We start from the raw sequence: 19422 nt of genomic DNA on the forward strand, positions 1-19422 counted from the left end.
ATAGACCGGCGTATTATGCGCCAGGCAAACGCCGCGAAGCACTGTTGGCATGCATCGCGACGTTACCTGGGGCCGATCACGGGAACACGTCGGCCTCTTCCAGGCGCTTGCCTGCCAGGTCCTTGGCCGACAGCGACGGCACTGTGTCCAATTGCCAGTCGATCGCCAACTGCTCGTCATCCCAGGCAATGCTGCGCTCGGAGGACGGGTCGTAGTAGTCGGTGGTCTTGTAGAGGAACTCGGCGTACTCGCTCTGGACCACGAAACCATGGGCGAAGCCCGGCGGAATCCACAATTGGCGGCTGTTCTGCGCAGACAGCTCCACGGCCACCCACTTGCCGAAGTTGGGCGAGCTGCGGCGGATATCCACCGCCACGTCGAGCACCTGCCCGGCGACCACCCGAACCAGCTTGCCCTGGGCATGCTGCACTTGGTAGTGCAGCCCGCGCAACACGCCACGGGCGGAGCGCGAGTGGTTGTCCTGGACGAACGACAGCGTTACGCCGGTGGCTTCCTGGAAAGCCTTGGCATTGAAGCTTTCGTAGAAGAAGCCGCGCTCGTCACCGAAAACCTTCGGCTCGATGATCAAGACATCGGGCAGTTCGGTAGCGATCACGTTCATCGGGTTTCTCCGGCCAGCGAGTACAGGTACTGACCGTAGCCGGTCTTGCCGAAGTACTTGGCGCGCACCAGCAGCTGTTCGCGATCGATCCAGTGGTTCTGGTAGGCGATTTCTTCCAGGCACGCCACTTTCAGGCCCTGGCGGTGTTCGATGGTCTGTACGTACTGCGAGGCATCGAGCAGGCTGTCGTGGGTACCGGTGTCGAGCCAGGCGAAGCCGCGGCCGAAGCGCTCGACGCGCAGGTCGCCGCGTTCCAGGTAGGCGTTGTTGACGTCGGTGATTTCCAGCTCGCCACGGGGCGAAGGCTTGACTTCCTTGGCGATGCGCACCACGTCGTTGTCGTAGAAATACAGACCGGTGACCGCATAGCTGGACTTGGGCTCTGTCGGCTTCTCTTCGATGGACAGTGCACGACCGTCCTGGTCGAACTCGACCACGCCGAAACGCTCGGGATCCTTGACCCAGTAACCGAACACCGTGGCGCCGGCAGGGTGTGCCGAGGCGCGCTTGAGCTGGTCGCTGAAGTGCTGGCCGTGGAAGATGTTGTCGCCCAGGATCAGGCACACCGGGTCTTCGCCGATGAATTCCTCACCGATCAGGAACGCCTGGGCCAGGCCGTCCGGCGCCGGCTGTTCGGCGAACTGGATGTTGATCCCGAACTGGCTGCCGTCGCCCAGCAACTGGCGGTATTGCGGCAGGTCCTGGGGGGTGGAGATCAGCAGGATCTCGCGGATGCCGGCCAGCATCAGTACCGAGATCGGGTAGTAGATCATCGGCTTGTCGTAGATGGGCAGCAACTGCTTGGAAACACCCAGGGTAATAGGGTGCAGGCGGGTGCCGGAGCCCCCGGCCAGAACGATACCTTTCATCATGCGATCAAATCCTTAGGTTCGGTGAAGCCCAGGCGTTCACCTTGATAACTGCCATCCTGTACACGACGGCACCATTGAAGATTGTCCAGATACCACTGCACGGTCTTGCGCAAGCCGGTCTGGAAGGTTTCCTGCGGCACCCAGCCCAGTTCGCGCTCGATCTTGCTGGCGTCGATGGCGTAGCGCACATCGTGGCCGGGGCGGTCCTTGACGAAGGTGATCAGGTCGGCATAGTGGGCCACGCCGTCCGGGCGCTGGGGCGCCAGTTCGTCGAGCAGGCCGCAGATGCTGCGCACCACGTCGATGTTCTTTTGTTCGTTGTGGCCGCCGATGTTGTAGGTCTCGCCGACCACGCCTTCGGTGACGACCTTGAACAGGGCGCGGGCGTGGTCTTCGACGTACAGCCAGTCACGCACCTGCATGCCATTGCCGTACACCGGCAGCGGCTTGCCGGCCAGTGCGTTGAGAATCACCAGCGGAATGAGCTTCTCCGGGAAGTGATACGGGCCGTAGTTGTTCGAGCAGTTGGTGATCAGCACCGGCAGGCCGTAGGTGCGCTGCCAGGCACGCACCAGGTGGTCGGAGGCCGCCTTGCTGGCTGAGTACGGCGAGCTTGGCGCGTACGGCGTGGTTTCGGTGAACAGGTCGTCGACGCCGTGCAGGTCGCCGTAGACTTCGTCGGTGGAAATATGGTGGAAGCGGAAGGCTTCGCGCTCCGCCGCCGGCAGCTGCTGCCAGTAGCCACGGGTGGCTTCGAGCAGGGCATAGGTGCCGACCACGTTGGTCTGGATGAACTCGCCTGGGCCATCGATGGAGCGGTCGACGTGGGACTCGGCCGCCAGGTGCATGATCGCGTGGGGCTGGAAACGCGCCAGCACGGCGGCGACAGCTGCCTGGTCGGCGATGTCGGCCTGGACGAACTCGTAACGGCTGTCGCTGGCGATTTCGGCCAGTGACTCGAGGTTGCCGGCGTAGGTCAGCTTGTCGAGGTTGAGTACTTCGTGCTCGGTGTTGGCGATCAGGTGGCGAACCAGCGCCGAGCCGATGAAACCGGCGCCGCCGGTGATGAGAATGCGCATGTCGAAAGCCTTCTTCCTTTAGCTGACAATGATTCGTTGCAGCCTAGCTTGTGTGGATGGGCGCGGCGGTGCAAGCCCGGTTTGTCAAACGAATGTGCAACGTCGTATCAGTGGTCGCCGGCCTGCACGATCGCGTCGCGAGAGGCAGCGTTGCCAACGGTGGAAATCGTGCGCGGCGAACCGCTACAGTACTTGCAAATCAGGCCATCGAGATTTCATTCATGCCGCTCGACCCGCTCGACCCGCTCGTGCATCGCGCCAGTCGTCCCAACCCCGTGGTGAGTATCGAACAGGCGCAGGCATTGTTGTTCGAGCATTACGGGCTCCAGGGCCAACTGCACAGCCTGGGCAGCCAGCAAGACCTCAACTTTCGTGTCGAAAGCACCCGGGGCTGCTGGGTGTTGAAATTCTGTCACGACGACGCGGTGCTTCAAGCGCTGGCTGCCCAGCACGCCGCGATGCTGCACCTGGCCCGCCAGGGCGTACCGGTGCCCCAGGCGCTGATCGCGCCCGATGGTCGCGACACCATCGCCGTGCAGCTTGGCCAGCAGCATCTGCAGATGCGTGTGTTGAGCTATCTGGAAGGCCGGCCGCTGACCCGTCTCAAGCACCTGGGGTACGAATCGATCGCCCGCATCGGCAGGTTGTGCGGTGAGGTAGACCGCGCCTTGTTCGACTTTCGGCACCCGGGCCTTGCGCGCACGCTGCAATGGGACCCGCGCCACGCCCATAAGTTGCTTGATCACCTGCTGCCGGCGCTCGAAGATGTACGGCAGCGTGGTCGTGTGGTCGAAATGACATTCCAGGCGCAGCGCCGACTGGCTGCGGTAAGTGCCGATCTGCCGATGCAGGCCGTGCATTTGGACATCACTGATGACAACAGTGTCTGGCAGCGCGATAACGACCTGCGCTGGCAGCTCGCGGGCCTGATCGACTTCGGTGATCTGGTGCATACCTGGCGTGTGGCGGACCTGGCGGCCACCTGTGCTGCGCTGCTGCATCATGCCCATGGCGATCCGTTTGCGGTATTGCCGGCAGTGGTGGCCTATCAGCAGGTCACTGCGCTGAGCGAGGCAGAGTTGCGTGCGCTGTGGCCCCTGGTGGTGCTGCGAGCGGCGGTGCTGGTGTCGAGCAGTGCCCGGCAGTTGAGCGTAACCCCAGACAACACCTACATCCGGGCCAACGTCGAACATGAATGGGAAATCTTCGACATAGCTACCGCAGAACCATTCGAATTGATGGAAGCGGCAATTTTCAGCAGTGTGGGGCGGAGCATACCCGAATTTTCCAAAGATGGCATATTGCCTTTGTTCGTCGGCGTGACAGACTCGACAGTTTGCCAGGTGGATTTGAGCGTGCTCAGCGAGCATTTCGCGGACGGCAATTGGGAGCAAGCGGATGTCGACGAACGGCTGCTGGCCGACGTCGCCGCGGACAGTGGCTGGGCGTGTACGAGGTATGGCGAGTACCGTCTTTCGCGGACCCGCATCGATACATGCGTGGCGTCGGCGACCTGTGCGCTGCACGTGCAGGTTAAGGCGCCGCCGGGTACCGCTCTGCAAGCGCCTTGGGCCGGTACGCTGCGACGCTTGGCCGATGCCAGTGTGGTCCTCGAAGGTGCGTTCGCAAGCCTGCACCTGTGGGGAATGAATTGCCCTTTCCCTGCAGGGGCCGTGCTGGCGGCGGGCGCCTCGCTGGGCGAGGTCGATGGTTCACTGCTGGTGCAGCTGTGCCGCAGCCCTGAGCTGAGTCCACCGCTGTTCTGTACGCCGGCGCGGGCAGCAGCCTGGCAGCGGCTGTGCCCGTCACCGGCCACTTTGCTGGGCATGCACTGCGATGCACCGCCGCCGCCAGACGCGGAGCATCTGCTGCAGCGGCGCGAAGCCAGTTTTGCCCGCTCGCAGAAACATTATTACCAGGCGCCGCCGCAGATCGAGCGCGGCTGGCGCAACCACCTGATCGACATGCACGGCCAGGCGTATCTGGACATGCTCAACAACGTCGCGGTGCTCGGCCATGGCCATCCGCGCATGGCCCAGGTGGCGGCGCGACAATGGTCGCTGCTCAATACCAATTCGCGCTTTCACTATGCAGCCATCGCCGAGTTTTCCGAGCGCCTGCTGGCCTTGGCGCCCGAGGGGTTCGACCGGGTGTTTCTGGTCAACAGCGGCACCGAGGCCAACGACCTGGCGATTCGGCTGGCCTGGGCGGCCAGCGGTGGCCGTGACATGCTCAGCATGCTCGAGGCCTACCATGGCTGGTCAGTGGCCACCGATGCCATTTCCACCTCCATCGCCGACAACCCGCAGGCCTTGAGCACGCGTCCGGACTGGGTCCATCCGGTGATGGCGGCCAACAGTTACCGCGGCACCTTCCGCGGTGCCGACAGCACCGCTGGCTACGTACGCAGTGTCGACGAGACCTTGCACCAGCTGGATGCACAAGGCCGTCAGGTGGCCGGTTTCATCTGCGAGCCGGTGTATGGCAACGCTGGTGGCATCGCCTTGCCCGATGGCTACCTGCAACAGGTCTACGAGCGAGTCCGCGCCCGTGGTGGCCTGTGCATCGCCGACGAAGTGCAGGTTGGCTACGGTCGGCTCGGCGAGTACTTCTGGGGGTTCGAGCAGCAAGGCGTGGTCCCGGACATCATCACCATGGCCAAAGGCATGGGCAATGGTCATCCATTGGGTGCGGTCATCACCCGCCGCGAGATTGCCGAGGCGCTGGAAGCCGAGGGCTATTTCTTTTCTTCCGCCGGTGGCAGCCCGGTGAGCTGCCGCATCGGCCTGGCGGTGCTCGATGTCATGGCCGAAGAGGGTCTGTGGGAGAACGCCCGGGTGGTCGGCGCGCATTTCAAGGCTCGCCTGCAGGCCCTGGTCGATCACCACCCGTTGGTGGGCGCCGTGCATGGGTCCGGGTTCTACCTTGGGTTGGAACTGGTGCGCGACCGCGACAGCCTGGAGCCGGCGACCCAGGAGACGGCGCTGTTGTGCGAGCGGCTGCGGGAACTGGGCATCTTCATGCAACCTACCGGTGATCACCTGAACATCCTCAAGATCAAGCCACCGATGGTGACGACGCGGCAGAGCGTGGACTTCTTCGTCGACTGCGTGGCGCGGGTGCTGGACGAAATGAGCTGCTGAAACGTCCGTTGGCGCGCCCTGCGGCGGGCGCGTTTCACGATCAGCCCGACAACCTGTAGAGTGCGCCCATACCTTTTCATGGACCACCGGAGCCCTGACCCATGACCACGCTCGACAGTACCCCTCGCGCCGACGGTTTCCACATGCCGGCCGAATGGGCGCCCCATACCCAGACCTGGATGCTGTGGCCCGAGCGCCCGGACAACTGGCGCCTGGGTGGCAAGCCGGTGCAGGCGGCGCATGTCGCCCTGGCCAAGGCCATCGCGCGTTTCGAACCGGTCACCGTCGGTGTGTCTGCCGGGCAATACGACAACGCGTGCGCGCGCCTGGACGTGCCCAACATCCGTGTGGTCGAGCTCAGCAGTGACGATGCCTGGATGCGCGACACCGGCCCGACTTTCGTCGTCGATCACGGCGGTGAGGTGCGCGGTGTGGACTGGGCCTTCAACGCTTGGGGTGGTTTTCTCGGCGGCCTGTACGCGCCCTGGAACCGCGACGAGCAGGTCGCCAGCAAGGTCCTGGACATGGAGCGTTGCCAGCGCTATCACACCCAGGATTTCGTGCTCGAAGGCGGCTCGATCCACGTCGACGGCGAAGGCACGCTGATCACCACCGAAGAGTGCCTGCTCAACCGCAATCGCAATCCGCACCTGAACCGCGAGCAGATTGAACATATCCTGGCCGATCATCTGGCGGTGGAGAAGATCATCTGGCTGCCCGACGGCCTGTTCAACGACGAGACCGACGGCCACGTCGACAACTTCTGCTGCTACGTGCGCCCCGGTGAAGTGCTGCTGGCCTGGACCGACGACGCCAGCGACCCGAACTATCCGCGTTGCCAGGCCGCTTTGCAGGTGCTGGAAAACAGCGTCGATGCCAAGGGACGGGCGCTGGTTGTGCACAAGATGCCGATCCCTGGGCCTCTGTACGCCACTCAAGAGGAATGCGATGGCGTCGATCTGGTTGCCGGCAGCCAGGAGCGTCACCCGTCGGTGCGTCTGGCCGGCTCCTACGTGAACTTCCTGATCGTCAACGGCGGCATCATCGCCCCAAGCTTCGACGATCCGCTCGACGGCCAGGCGCAGGCCTTGCTGCAGAAGCTGTTTCCCGAGCATGAAGTAGTGATGGTGCCGGGCCGCGAACTGCTGCTCGGTGGCGGCAACATTCACTGCCTGACCCAGCAGCAGCCGGCACCTGTGCGCGGTTGAGTTGGCCTGAGTCGCCTTGAAAAGCCCGGCCTGATGCCGGGCTTTTTCATGGGCGTTATTCCATCGCAAGACCTTCTTATAGCCACAAAGTTTCACGAAATTTTGACTTTCGTTGTCCCCCATCGCTAGGATCCGACCCCGCACACGGATCCTCATAGACCCTGCCCCACCGTTCGAACGCCTGTTGCAGAGCGCTGCGCAGGCCGCACGAACGACGGAAAACAAGCGGGTGGTCGTGTAGCGTCCTCACTGGTGATTAGGGAAAACAAGATGTTGAACAAGAAATGGGCTGTCCTCGTCCTGGGCGTGATGGCGGCCACCCAGGCCATGGCCAACGAGCAGGCCGATGCCAAGGGTTTCGTCGAAGACAGCCACCTCAATGTACTGCTACGCAATGCCTATATCAGCCGTGACTACAAGCATGGCGGGCAGGACAAGGCCGAGTGGGGCCAGGGCGTGATCGCCAAGTTCAATTCCGGTTTCACCCAGGGCACGGTCGGCGTGGGCGTCGATGCCTTCGGTCTGTATGCTCTGCGCCTGGATGGCGGCACTGGTCGCGCCGGTGCTGGCGGTATCGACTTCTTCAAGCGTGGCGGTACTTCGGATGATCCGAGCAGCGCGCCCCACGATCTGGCCCGTGCCGGGGCAGCGGTGAAGGTGCGCATCTCCAACACTGTGATCAAGTACGGCGACCAGATGCCGGCACTGCCGGTGCTCAACTTCGACGATTCGCGCCTGTTGCCGGAAAGCTTCACCGGCACCCTGATCACTTCCAAGGAAATCGACGGCCTGGTGCTCAACGCCGGTCGCTTTACCCAGGAAGCGCGCAAGAGTGCCGAAGCCCGCGACAGCGGCGGCCTGAAGAAGATCGACGTGTACGGCGGCAGCTACCAGTTCAGCGACAGCTTGAGCGGTGCCCTGTATGCCTCCGATGTCGAAGACCGGCTCAAGAAGCAGTACATCAACCTCAACTACGTGCTGGCCCTGCCGAGCGAGCAATCGCTGACGTTCGACTTCAACGGCTACCGCTCGCACCTGGACAAGGACTACGCCAGCACCCTGGGCACCGGCCAGGACAACAAGATCTGGAGCCTGGCTGCGACCTGGGCCTTCGGCCCGCACTCGCTGACCCTGGCACACCAGCGCAGCACCGGCGACACCGGCTACAACTACGGCTTCTACCAGAACGCCGGCGGTGTGGGCGACGGTGGCTCGACCATCTTCCTGGCCAACTCGTACTGGTCGGACTTCAACGCCGAAGACGAAGTCTCCTGGCAGTTGGGCTACGGCATCGACTTCCGCACATTCGGCGTGCCGGGGCTGACCTACAAGGTGGCCTACGTGCGTGGCGACAACATCCGCACCCCGACCGGCGACGGTCAGGAGCGCGAGATCTTCAACCAGCTCCAGTACGTGGTACAGAACGGCCCGGCCAAGGACCTGACCCTGCGCCTGCGCGGCTCGTGGCTGCGCACCTCGGACAACGTCCGCGCCTCGGGCTACAACGACGACGGCAACGAAGTACGCGCCTTCGTCGAGTACCCGATCAACATCTTCTGATGTCGATACGGCGATAACAAAGAACCCCGCATCAGCGGGGTTCTTTGTTTTGTGAGCAGACGCGTACCAGAAACGAAAACCCCGGCTCGAGGCCGGGGCGGGTGTTTCGTGGTCTTTGCGGTGAGTCGTAAGCTTTCGCCAATTGGAGCTCACTGCCAACCTGTATATCGATGCTACGGTCCGTTGACATGCGTGTCAAGCCGTAGCTATACAGGGAAAAGACGCGTCGCCAGAAGGAAGCTGAGCATGCCACACACCGTTCAATATCGACCTGTGTTGATCGATGATTTGATCAGCACTCACCGAATCGCCAGTTATAACAGAGTGTTTTCCATCAGCAGTGACTCGGAGTTGGTGGGGGCCTATCTATGGAATTCGCATGTCTGTGCAGCACTGTATCCGTTGCTCGGTGCAACGGAGATCACGCTCAGAAATGCTATCGATGTGGCCTTGACGGCGGACCTGGGAAAGTTCTGGTGGAGAAAGGGTACGCTGAAATTCAAGAGTTACACGCCTGGGACTTCAAAGGAACCGTATCCGGTAAGTCACTTGGCCGGGAATTTTGCGTCGGCTTACAACGCCGCACAGCGTGAGCGTTCCAGGCGAATCGGCAAGACGTTCAAAGGCGCTCCGGATCACCATGAGATCGTTTCGCAGACCGATTTCTCGACGTGGGAATTCATCCTCGAAAGCGAGTACATGGGGAACCACCTGATTTGGCCCAAGCATCTGGGTGCGGTCTTCAGAGGAGAGTGGCCCACCACGGCCGCCGCGAGCATGCTCAAGCAATGCAGGGAGCGTGTCTCACTTGTCCGACACTTTCGAAATCGGATTTTCCATCACGAGCCGGCATGGAAACGCTCTGGAATTACCAATGAGCAGCAGGCAGTGACTCACCTTCATGAAAAAATCGCCAGGATAAAGCAGCTGCTTTCCTGGATATCGCCCGAGAAAATCGACCTTCTGGAAAAGTGTGGTGCTATCAGAAATGCTTACCGCGCGTGTTCATTGGACGAGATCGAGAGGTTCAAATACCGGTCGAAAACCACAACCATCAACAGCATGCCCAAGCTTGTCAGAGTCGCGCAGGCTGCCAGTGATCATGATCGTGTAATGAGAATCGCGGTTCATGGAAAGCGTAAAGCGGTCTATACCCTGCAACCTGGTTAAAGGCCGCTCGGGCTCGCACCATCATGCTTAACGTCGAAGGCATCGAGCCTTCGAGCCTTTGATTGCGCATGCACCGTCGACACGGCACGCGGTGGCAGGGTAAGGCAGCCGGATCAGCAAATTGCTACTTGTGAACAGGGCTGCCGCTTTCCTTTTATCATTGCCTCAGTGCTCGCGCACCGCCTGCGTGTCGGGCTCGCGGGTGACGGCCTTGACCAGCTTGCCGATGCTCAGGCCTTGCAGCAGGATCGAGGACAGCACGACGATGTAGGTGATGCTCAGCAGCAGGTCGCGCTCCGGGCCGATGGGCAGGGCCAGGGCCAGGGCGACCGAGACGCCGCCGCGCAGGCCGCCCCAGGTGAGCACGCGAATGGTGCCGCGCGGGACGCTGCGAAAGCGCCGTAGCAGCAGAATCGCCGGGGCTACGGTGAGCAGCCGCGAGAGCAGGATCGCCACGGCCAGCAGCGAGGCTGCAAGCAAGTGCAGCCAGGAGAAGGGCAGCAGCAACAGTTCCAGCCCGATCAAGGCGAACAGCAACGCGTTGAGGATGTCGTCGAGCAGCTCCCAGAAACCGTCCATGTAGCGCCGGGTCATGTCGTTCATCGCCAGGTTGCGTCCCAGGTTGCCGATGATCAGCCCGGCCACCACCATCGCGATCGGCGCCGAGACGTCCAGCTCGGAGGCCATGGCCGAGCCACCGATCACCAGGGCCAGGGTCAGCATGACTTCGACCTGGTACTGCTCGATGCTCTTGATCATGCGATAGACGATGTAGCCGATCAGCCCACCGAACAGCACGCCACCCACGGCCTCATGCAGGAACAGCATGGTCGTCGCGCCGAGCGTCGGGGTTTCGCCCAGCTGGGCGATGCCCAGCAGCACGGTGAACACCACCACCGCTGTGCCGTCGTTGAACAGCGATTCGCCAACGATGGTGGTCTTGAGCGGCTTGGAAGCATTGGCCGTGCGCAGCACGCCCAGCACCGCGATCGGGTCGGTCGGTGAAATCAGGGCGCCGAACAGCAGGCAGTACAGGAAGCTGACGTGCCAGCCGAACATGCCGAAGATCCAGAAGGCCAGGGCACCGATCACGAAGGTGGCAATCAGCACGCCGAAGGTGGCCAGCAAGCCGATCGGCCAACGGTAGTTGCGCAGGTCGGCCAGGTTCACATGCAGCGCGCCTGCGAACAGCAGGAACGAGAGCATCCAGTTCATCAGCAGATCGCCGAAGTCGATCTGGTTCATCAGCGCTTCGACGCGATCTTCGAGGCCCGGATAGCCGATGAAACTCAAGCCTTGCAAGATCAACGAGAACAGCAGGGCGGTGACCATCACGCCGATGGTGGGTGGCAGGCCGATGAAGCGGAAGTTCACGTAGGTGAGCAGTGTGGTGAGGCAGATGAATGTCGCGACTATCTCGAGCATCCGGGCTCCCAGGGTCAGGTAATTGAAATCTATCGATAGAGGGCGCCTATCAGGCGCCGCAGTATTGTTGGATGTTGCCGCGTGCCTGAACGGCACACTTCATTTATCCCGCGGCGTTGACTGCCGCTGGCCGTCTCTGCCAATAGATGAACACCACGGCCAGGGCAAGGGTGCCCAAGCCCGTGACGGCGCCTGTCCATGGCAAGTCCACCAGCGGTGCACCACTGGCCACCACCAACCCGCCGACCCAGGCGCCTGCCGCATTGCCAAGGTTGAAGGCACTCTGGTTCAGCGTCGAACCCAGGTTCGGTGCCTCGTGCGCCTGGTCGATGATCAGCAATTGCAGGATCGGGCACAGCGCGAAGGCGAACACGCCCCAGGCCAGCAAGGTGATCGCCGCCGGGATCAGCGAGCGGCTGGTCTGGGTGAACAGCGCCAATATCAACACCACCGCGATCGCCATGCCCACCAGCGCGGGCAACAGGCGTGAGTCGGCCAGGCGCCCGCCGAGCATGCTGCCGATGGTCAAGCCGACGCCGAACAGCAGTAGCATTGCGGTGATGCCATGGGCGCTGACGCCGGTCACGACCTGCAGGATCGGCGCAATGTAGGTGAACACACTGAACAGGCTGCACGAGGCCATCGCACTCATGGCCAAGGGCAGCAACACGTTGGGCTTGCGCAGGACACGGAACTCGCGGGCCAGGTTGCCCCGTTCCATGGGAATGGCCTTGGGCAGCCAGATGAGCTGTGCCAGCAGGGCAATGATGCCAATCACCGCAACGGCGCAGAACGTCGAGCGCCAACCCGCAAACTGGCCCAGGGCAGTGCCCAGGGGTACGCCCAGCACGTTGGCCAGGGTCAGGCCCATGAACATCAGGGCAATCGCCTGGGCGCGCTTGTTCGGCGCCACCAGGCCTGCGGCCACGACCGAGCCGATCCCGAAGAAAGCGCCGTGGCACAGGGCAGTGATCACTCGCGCACCCATCAGCGTGGCGTAGTTGGGGGCCATTGCGCACAGCACGTTGCCCAGGATGAACATCAAGGTCATGCCCAGCAGGGTGGCCTTGCGCGGCAGGTTGGCGGTGAGTACCGCCAGGAGCGGCGCGCCGAACACCACGCCCAGGGCATAGCCGGTGATCAACAGGCCCGCGTCCGGGATACTGACGGACAGGTCCTGCGCCACATCGGTCAGCAGGCCCATGATGACGAATTCGGTGGTGCCGATGCCGAATGCGGCGACGGCCAATGCAAACAATGCAAGTGGCATACGGATTCTCTCGAGTAGGAGGTGAGTTGCCCGATGAGGGCATGCGCCAGCCTCCGCATGAGCTGCAGAGAACACGATTTATTGGAATGGGTGCGCAAAATGCTGTAACGATACAGCGGGCAATATTATAGGGAGTGCGCGGGAGCGGACCAAATTGATAATTGCAATGGAACTCCGTGCCGACGAACCTTTCGCGGCAGGTATCCTCTCACTTTATATCGGCTGTGCATGGGCACATCGATGTGCACGACTTTGACAAGGAACTGTGTATGACCGTCGCCTTCTGGTGTGTCCTGATCGCTTTGATATTGCCCTATGGCTGCGCGTATATCGCCAAGTTCACGGGCGGCAAGTTCAGCCTGAAGCAAAACCATGATCCCCGCACGTACCTCGATGCCCTGGAAGGCTTGCCCAAGCGCGCCCACGCCGCCCAGCTGAACAGTTTCGAGATTCTTCCAGGCTTTATCGCGGCCGTGGTGATTTCCGATATCGTCGGCAATGCGCAGCAAGTGACCCTGGACGTATTGGCGGTGGTGTTCATCACTTCGCGCCTGCTGTACATCATCTGCTATCTGGCTGACTGGGCAACGTTGCGTTCGCTGGTGTGGTTCGCCGGGTTTGCGATCATCGTCAGTTACTTCTTCGTCTCGATGTAATCGGAACTGCGCTTGGAGGGCGACGCGTCACTGATGGACGCGTCGCCGCACAATCGTTATTTGTCCAGTTCATCCATGGCTTCTTGCAGTTCCTTGCGCGCTTCGGCGAGCTTGTCCTTGCGCTTGTTGATCTTCTCCGAATCGCCTTTCTTCATGGCCTTGTCCAGATCGCTCTGGCGCTTGCTGACTTCGCGTTTGGCATCCAGCACCTTGCCTTCACGTTCCTTGCGCAGTCCGTTTTCGGTGCAGTTGTTCTGGATCTCCCGTAGCGCGGTGCTCAGCCCGTCGACCTGGTTCTGATTGCCGTGCGCCTTGGCGATGTCGATCTGTGCCTGCACTTGCTGCTGCTTGGCAGCGCAGCCGGTGGCCACAGCGGCTGTGGCGGGAGCGGCAGGGGCGGCCGTGGCTGGGCCGGCCAGCACACCGGCGACCAGTAAGGCACACAGGGAAGAAAACTTGTTCATGGTGACTCCGAGAAAATGATTCTGAATAGTTGACGATGAATTGACGTAGCTGTCTGTAGGACGCGTCTTATTTACGGCTGGATAGGTCGATGAGCTCGAATAGCCGACGACGTGATCCACCTATTGAAGGACCTTTTGCCAGCCAGGTCAAAGCGGTCGCGTCCAAATCGGGCCCGCAGCCTTGGCGCCGACACGAAAAAAAGCCCCGGCCAGTCACCCGGCCGGGGCTTTTTACGCGGTACTGCGAGGCGCTTATTTCAGGCCAGCGGCGTCGCGCAGGGCGGCGGCACGGTCGGTGCGCTCCCAGGTGAAGGCAGTGAAAGTGTCGTCACCCACGGTCATTTCAACCGGTGCACGGCCGAAGTGGCCATAGGCTGCGGTGGCCTGGTACATCGGGTGCAGCAGGTCGAGCATGGTGGTGATGGCATACGGGCGCAGGTCGAAGTGCGCGCGCACCAGCTTGACGATCTGCTCGTCGCTGATCTTGCCGGTGCCGAAGGTGTTGATCGAGATCGACGTCGGCTGGGCCACGCCGATGGCGTAGGACACCTGGATCTCGCAGCGCTCGGCCAGGCCGGCGGCAACGATGTTCTTGGCCACGTAGCGGCCGGCGTAGGCGGCCGAGCGGTCGACCTTGGACGGGTCCTTGCCGGAGAAGGCACCGCCGCCGTGGCGAGCCATGCCGCCGTAGCTGTCGACGATGATCTTGCGCCCGGTCAGGCCACAGTCGCCCACCGGTCCGCCGATGATGAAGTTGCCGGTCGGGTTGATGTGGAACTGGGTGTCCTTGTGCAGCAGCTCGGCCGGCAGCACGTGCTTGACGATCAGCTCCATCACGCCTTCGCGCAGGTCGTTGTAGGACACGTCCGGATTGTGCTGGGTCGACAGCACCACCGCGTCGATCCCCACGACCTTGCCGCCTTCGTACTGGCAGGTGACCTGGGACTTGGCGTCGGGGCGCAGCCACGGCAGCAGGCCGGACTTGCGCGCTTCGGCCTGGCGCTCGACCAGACGGTGCGAGAAGCAGATCGGAGCGGGCATCAGCACGTCGGTTTCGTTGCTGGCATAGCCGAACATCAGGCCCTGGTCGCCTGCACCCTGGTCTTCCGGCTTGCTGCGGTCCACGCCCTGGGCGATGTCCACCGACTGCTTGCCGATGATGTTCATGACCGCGCAGGTGGCGCCGTCGAAGCCGACATCGGAGCTGTTGTAGCCGATGTCGACGATGACCTTGCGCACGATGTCTTCCAGGTCGACCCAGGCCGACGTGCTGACTTCGCCGGCGATGATCGCCACGCCGGTCTTGACCAGGGTTTCACACGCCACGCGGGCGAACTTGTCCTGGGTGATGATGGCGTCCAGCACCGCGTCGGAAATCTGGTCGGCGATCTTGTCCGGGTGTCCTTCGGAGACGGACTCGGAGGTGAAAAGGGAGTATTCGCTCATCTCGACGGTTTCCTAAATTGACCGATGGTGAGTGTCGCCAGCCGGCCGCGAGAAATGTCGGACCTGAATCTGGAAACCATTACGTAAGCCCACGTAGAGGCTCTCTCCGGGAACAAGCCCCGCAGCGGTGGCCCAACGGGCCAGATCTTCCTGTTCGAACCCCAACCAGAGATCACCGCAGGCCTCCTTGGCCCAACTCTGATTGTGGCTGCACAACTCTGTTACCAAAAGACTGCCGCCCGGCTGCACCCGCTGCGCCAAATGGCCAAGCGCCTGCGCCGGATCGCTGAAGTGGTGCAGGACCATGTTCAGCACCACGCAATCGGCACGCAGGCTGGTAGGGGCCAAGGCATCGGCCAGTTCCAGGCGCACGTTGCTCAATTGCTCGCGCTGGCAGACCTGGCGGGCCAGTTCGAGCATCGCCGGGCTGTTGTCCTGCGCGGTGACCTGGGCAAAGCGTCGGGCCAGCTCAGGCAGGAAGCCACCGTCGCCGGGGCCCACTTCCAGAGCGCTGGCCTGCTGCCCGAAGCTGAGTTTGTCGAGCAGAGCCAGCAGGCTTTCGCGGTACTGCGGCAGGCCGGCAATGAGGTCCTGCTGGGCACGGAACTTCTCTTCCATGCGCGAGAAGAAATCTTCGCTGGCCGCGGCGCGCTGGCGCTGTACCACCGCCATGCGCGCCTGGGCCTCGGCCGGCAGGCTCAGCCCGTCGACTTCCTCGAGCAGGGCGCTGTGCAGGCGTCCGCCCAGCACACGACCGTTGGGCAGGGCGCGACGATAGAAAATCGCGTTGCCTTCACGCCGCGTGGCCACCAGATCGGCCTGGGCCAGCACCTTGAGGTGATGGCTCATGCCCGACTGGCCCACCGCGAAGATCTGCGCCAGTTCCAGCACGCCGAACGAATCGCTGGCCAGCGCGCGCAGCACGTTCAGGCGCAGGGGGTCGCCACCGGCCTTGCACAGGGCGGCCAGATCGTCACTTGCCTGATGGTCGAAAGCAGGGGCGCGCAGGTTCATAGGTTCGGCAGTCTAGTGAGCGCAGCCTGCCCTCGCAACACCAATATCAAAAAGTTTTGATATTGCTTTGGGGCGCACTCCGCCCTGCAATTGCCGCTCGGGGCAAATGTCCGATTGCCCAACCCCCTGCCGGTGGGGGAAAATGACCTCCTTTGTTGTATCCCTGCCTACACAGACCCCAGGAGATAAGCGATGCCCAGCCGTCGTGAGCGCGCCAATGCCATTCGTGCACTGAGCATGGATGCCGTGCAAAAAGCCAACAGCGGTCACCCAGGTGCCCCCATGGGTATGGCGGATATCGCCGAAGTGCTGTGGCGTGACTTCCTCAAGCACAACCCGGCCAACCCGGCGTTCGCCAACCGCGACCGTTTCGTCATGTCCAACGGCCATGGCTCGATGCTGGTCTATTCGCTGCTGCACCTCACCGGCTACGACCTGGGCATCGAAGACCTGAAAAACTTCCGCCAGCTGCACAGCCGCACCCCGGGCCACCCGGAATACGGCTACACCCCAGGCGTGGAGACCACCACCGGTCCGCTGGGCCAGGGCCTGGCCAATGCGGTGGGCTTCGCCCTCGCGGAAAAAGTGCTGGCGGCGCAGTTCAACCGCGACAGCCACAAGATCGTCGACCACAACACCTACGTGTTCCTCGGCGATGGCTGCATGATGGAAGGTATCTCCCACGAAGTGAGCGCGCTGGCCGGTACCCTGGGCCTGGGCAAGCTGATCGCCTTCTACGATGACAACGGCATTTCCATCGACGGTGAAGTCGAGGGCTGGTTCACCGACGACACGCCGAAACGCTTCGAAGCCTACGGCTGGCAGGTGATTCGCAACGTCGACGGCCACGATGCAGACGAAATCAAGACCGCCATCGAGACTGCCCGCAAGAGCGAGCAGCCGACGCTGATCTGCTGCAAGACCACCATCGGCTTCGGCTCGCCGAACAAGCAGGGCAAGGAAGACTGCCACGGCGCGCCACTGGGTGCCGAGGAAATCGCCCTGACCCGCGCAGCATTGAAGTGGAACCACGGCCCGTTCGAAATCCCGGCCGACATCTACAAGGAATGGGACGCCAAGGAAGCCGGCGTGGCCCTGGAAGCTGAGTGGAACCAGCGCTTTGTTGCCTATTCCGCCGCCTATCCCGAGCTGGCCAACGAATTCGTGCGGCGCATGAGCGGTGAACTGCCGGCCGACTTCTCCGAGAAGGCCAGCGCCTACATCGCCGAAGTGGCCGCCAAGGGCGAGACCATCGCCAGCCGCAAGGCCAGCCAGAACGCGCTGAATGCCTTCGGTCCGTTGCTGCCGGAGATCCTCGGCGGCTCTGCCGACCTGGCCGGTTCCAACCTGACCCTGTGGAAAGGCTGCAAAGGCGTCGAAGCGGATGACGCCGCCGGTAACTACATCTATTATGGTGTGCGCGAATTCGGCATGAGCGCGATCATGAACGGCATCGCCCTGCATGGCGGCTTCGTGCCGTACGGCGCGACCTTCCTGATCTTCATGGAATACGCCCGCAACGCGGTGCGCATGTCGGCGCTGATGAAGAAGCGCGTGATCTACGTGTTCACCCACGACTCCATCGGTCTGGGCGAAGATGGCCCGACTCACCAGCCGATCGAACAGCTGGCAAGCCTGCGCTGCACCCCGAACCTCGACACCTGGCGTCCTGCCGATGCGGTCGAGTCGGCGGTAGCGTGGAAATTCGCCCTGGAACGCAACGATGGCCCGTCGGCGCTGATCTTCTCGCGCCAGAACCTCGATCACCAGACCCGCGACCAAGTCCAGTTGGCCGACATCACCCGTGGCGGCTACGTGCTCAAGGACTGCGCCGGCGAGCCTGATCTTATCCTGATCGCTACCGGCTCCGAAGTGGGCCTGGCCGTGAAGGCCTTCGACAAGCTGACCGAACAGGGCCGCAACGTGCGCGTCGTGTCGATGCCGTGCACCAGCGTGTTCGATGCGCAGGACGCAGGTTACAAGCAGTCGGTATTGCCGCTGCAGGTCAGCGCGCGCATCGCCATCGAGGCCGCGCACGCCGACTACTGGTACAAGTACGTGGGCCTGGAAGGCCGAGTGATCGGCATGACCAGCTTCGGCGAGTCGGCACCGGCTCCGGCGCTGTTCGAAGAGTTCGGCTTCACCCTGGAGAACATCCTGGCCACCGCCGAAGAATTGCTCGAAGACTGATCCACATCTCGTAGGAGCGGTCGTTGGCCGCGAAGGGCGCACTGCGGTGTGTCAGGCATATCGTGGTAAGGCTTTCGCGGCCACGGACCGCTCCTACGAGAACGCTGTAGGAGCGGTCGTTGGCCGCGAAGGGTGCACTGCGGTGTGTCAGGCATATCGTGGTAAGGCTTTCGCGGCCACGGACCGCTCCTACGCAAGATCTATACAGCTTCCATAACAATTCCAGGCGTAACTCTCCATGTCTCAGAAACGCCCCTACAGAGTCGCCCTCAACGGTTACGGCCGCATTGGCCGCTGCGTGCTGCGCGCGTTGTGCGAGCGCGGTGAGCAGGCGGACTTCGAGGTAGTGGCGATCAACGACCTGGCCGACATGGCCAGCCTCGAATACCTGACACGCTTCGACTCGACTCACGGCCGCTTTCCCGGTGAAGTCACGGTCGAAGCCGACCATTTGCTCATCAACGGGCGACCTATACGGGTCACCCGCAGTGCCACGCCCGAAGCGATCGACTGGGCCGCGTTGGACATCGATCTGGTGCTCGAATGCTCCGGGGCCTACAACACCCGTGCCGACGGCGAGCGCTTTCTGGCGGCCGGTGCACCGGCCGTGCTGTTTTCCCAGCCCATGGCCAGCGAAGCCGATGTCGATGCCACCATCGTGTTCGGCATCAATCAGGATTGCCTCACTGGACGCGAAAAGCTGGTTTCCAACGCGTCCTGCACCACCAATTGCGGCGTGCCCTTGTTGCGCCTGCTGGACCAGGCGATTGGCCTGGAATACGTGTCCATCACCACCATTCACTCGGCCATGAACGACCAGCCGGTGATCGATGCCTACCACCACGAAGACCTGCGCCGCACGCGCTCGGCCTTTCAGTCGGTCATTCCGGTTTCCACGGGTCTGGCCCGCGGCATCGAACGCCTGCTGCCGGAACTTGCCGGGCGAATCCAGGCCAAAGCTGTGCGCGTGCCAACCGTCAACGTGTCATGCCTGGACATTACCCTGCAGATGGCGCGCGACACCTGTGCCGTCGAGGTCAACCAGATCCTGCATGAAGCCGCAGGCAGCGGCCCGCTGCAAGGTCTGCTGGCTTACACTGAACTGCCGCACGCCAGTTGTGATTTCAACCACGACCCCCATTCGGCCATCGTCGATGCCAGCCAGACCCGTGTATCCGGGCCGCGCCTGGTGAACCTGCTGGCCTGGTTCGACAACGAATGGGGCTTCGCCAATCGTATGCTCGACGTTGCGGGGCACTACCTGCGCGTCATGAACAATTCCAAACGAGCTTGAAAGGACTGA

15 protein-coding genes are annotated in these 19422 nt (G+C 62.5%); 7 read left to right on the forward strand and 8 right to left on the reverse strand.

Annotation, left to right across the window (positions count from 1 at the left end; genetic code table 11):
* Nucleotides 1-76: 76 nt before the first annotated feature.
* Genes rfbC through rfbB form a run of 3 tightly spaced genes read right to left on the reverse strand, consistent with a single transcriptional unit; the run spans nucleotide 77 to nucleotide 2573 of the window.
* Nucleotides 77-622 carry a dTDP-4-dehydrorhamnose 3,5-epimerase gene (gene rfbC, locus LT40_RS17265; protein ID WP_043192328.1) on the reverse strand — a complete coding sequence of 182 codons (546 nt, stop codon included), beginning with the start codon at nucleotides 620-622 and terminating at the stop codon, nucleotides 77-79.
* The gene (rfbA, locus tag LT40_RS17270) at nucleotides 619-1494 is read right to left on the reverse strand and encodes a glucose-1-phosphate thymidylyltransferase RfbA (RefSeq protein WP_043192329.1); all 876 of its coding nucleotides are present in this window, start codon (nucleotides 1492-1494) and stop codon (nucleotides 619-621) included. The genes rfbC and rfbA overlap by 4 nt, the downstream gene beginning before the upstream one ends.
* Nucleotides 1491-2573, reverse strand: coding sequence for a dTDP-glucose 4,6-dehydratase (rfbB, locus tag LT40_RS17275; protein ID WP_043192330.1), 1083 nt, complete (start codon nucleotides 2571-2573; stop codon nucleotides 1491-1493). The genes rfbA and rfbB overlap by 4 nt, the downstream gene beginning before the upstream one ends.
* 221 nt (nucleotides 2574-2794) lie before the next feature.
* Between rfbB and LT40_RS17280 the strand changes: the two genes are divergently transcribed.
* The 4 genes from LT40_RS17280 to LT40_RS17295 all read left to right on the forward strand — a co-directional run bounded on the left by LT40_RS17280 (nucleotide 2795) and on the right by LT40_RS17295 (nucleotide 9654).
* The gene (locus tag LT40_RS17280; protein ID WP_043192331.1) at nucleotides 2795-5716 is read left to right on the forward strand and encodes an aminotransferase; all 2922 of its coding nucleotides are present in this window, start codon (nucleotides 2795-2797) and stop codon (nucleotides 5714-5716) included.
* Between the two features lie 101 nt (nucleotides 5717-5817).
* Entirely contained in the window at nucleotides 5818-6924 is a 1107-nt protein-coding gene (gene aguA / locus LT40_RS17285) for an agmatine deiminase (RefSeq protein WP_043192332.1), read from the forward strand.
* Nucleotides 6925-7194: 270 nt separating this feature from the next.
* Nucleotides 7195-8484: an OprD family porin gene (locus LT40_RS17290; RefSeq protein WP_043192333.1), complete on the forward strand. Its 1290-nt coding sequence runs from the start codon at nucleotides 7195-7197 to the stop codon at nucleotides 8482-8484.
* Nucleotides 8485-8730: 246 nt separating this feature from the next.
* Nucleotides 8731-9654: a CAAX amino protease gene (locus LT40_RS17295; RefSeq protein WP_043192334.1), complete on the forward strand. Its 924-nt coding sequence runs from the start codon at nucleotides 8731-8733 to the stop codon at nucleotides 9652-9654.
* Between the two features lie 165 nt (nucleotides 9655-9819).
* On the opposite strand, the gene LT40_RS17300 is transcribed toward LT40_RS17295, so the two are convergent.
* On the reverse strand, nucleotides 9820-11079 hold the full coding sequence (locus LT40_RS17300) for a cation:proton antiporter (protein ID WP_043192335.1): 1260 nt from the start codon (nucleotides 11077-11079) through the stop codon (nucleotides 9820-9822).
* Between the two features lie 103 nt (nucleotides 11080-11182).
* Nucleotides 11183-12349 carry an MFS transporter gene (locus tag LT40_RS17305; protein WP_043192336.1) on the reverse strand — a complete coding sequence of 389 codons (1167 nt, stop codon included), beginning with the start codon at nucleotides 12347-12349 and terminating at the stop codon, nucleotides 11183-11185.
* Between the two features lie 269 nt (nucleotides 12350-12618).
* On the opposite strand from LT40_RS17305, the gene LT40_RS17310 reads away from it, so the two are divergent.
* Entirely contained in the window at nucleotides 12619-13005 is a 387-nt protein-coding gene (locus LT40_RS17310; RefSeq protein WP_043192337.1) for an MAPEG family protein, read from the forward strand.
* A gap of 56 nt (nucleotides 13006-13061) precedes the next feature.
* Here the strand turns inward: LT40_RS17310 and LT40_RS17315 are convergent, their stop codons facing one another.
* From LT40_RS17315 to LT40_RS17325, 3 genes are all read right to left on the reverse strand, one after another.
* A complete protein-coding gene (locus LT40_RS17315) occupies nucleotides 13062-13469 on the reverse strand; it encodes a DUF1090 domain-containing protein (RefSeq protein WP_043192338.1) in 408 nt (135 codons plus the stop codon).
* 252 nt (nucleotides 13470-13721) lie between these two features.
* Nucleotides 13722-14915: a methionine adenosyltransferase gene (gene metK / locus LT40_RS17320; protein WP_043192339.1), complete on the reverse strand. Its 1194-nt coding sequence runs from the start codon at nucleotides 14913-14915 to the stop codon at nucleotides 13722-13724.
* 12 nt (nucleotides 14916-14927) lie between these two features.
* Nucleotides 14928-15929 carry an ArsR/SmtB family transcription factor gene (locus LT40_RS17325; RefSeq protein WP_043192340.1) on the reverse strand — a complete coding sequence of 334 codons (1002 nt, stop codon included), beginning with the start codon at nucleotides 15927-15929 and terminating at the stop codon, nucleotides 14928-14930.
* A 192-nt stretch (nucleotides 15930-16121) separates the two neighbouring features.
* On the opposite strand from LT40_RS17325, the gene tkt reads away from it, so the two are divergent.
* Nucleotides 16122-18119 (forward strand): transketolase, encoded by a 1998-nt coding sequence (gene tkt, locus LT40_RS17330; protein WP_043192341.1) that lies wholly within the window; start codon nucleotides 16122-16124, stop codon nucleotides 18117-18119.
* 238 nt (nucleotides 18120-18357) lie between these two features.
* Nucleotides 18358-19413 carry an erythrose-4-phosphate dehydrogenase gene (gene epd / locus LT40_RS17335; protein ID WP_043192342.1) on the forward strand — a complete coding sequence of 352 codons (1056 nt, stop codon included), beginning with the start codon at nucleotides 18358-18360 and terminating at the stop codon, nucleotides 19411-19413.
* Nucleotides 19414-19422: the final 9 nt, after the last annotated feature.

This window comes from Pseudomonas rhizosphaerae (assembly GCF_000761155.1).
GTDB lineage: Bacteria > Pseudomonadota > Gammaproteobacteria > Pseudomonadales > Pseudomonadaceae > Aquipseudomonas > Aquipseudomonas rhizosphaerae.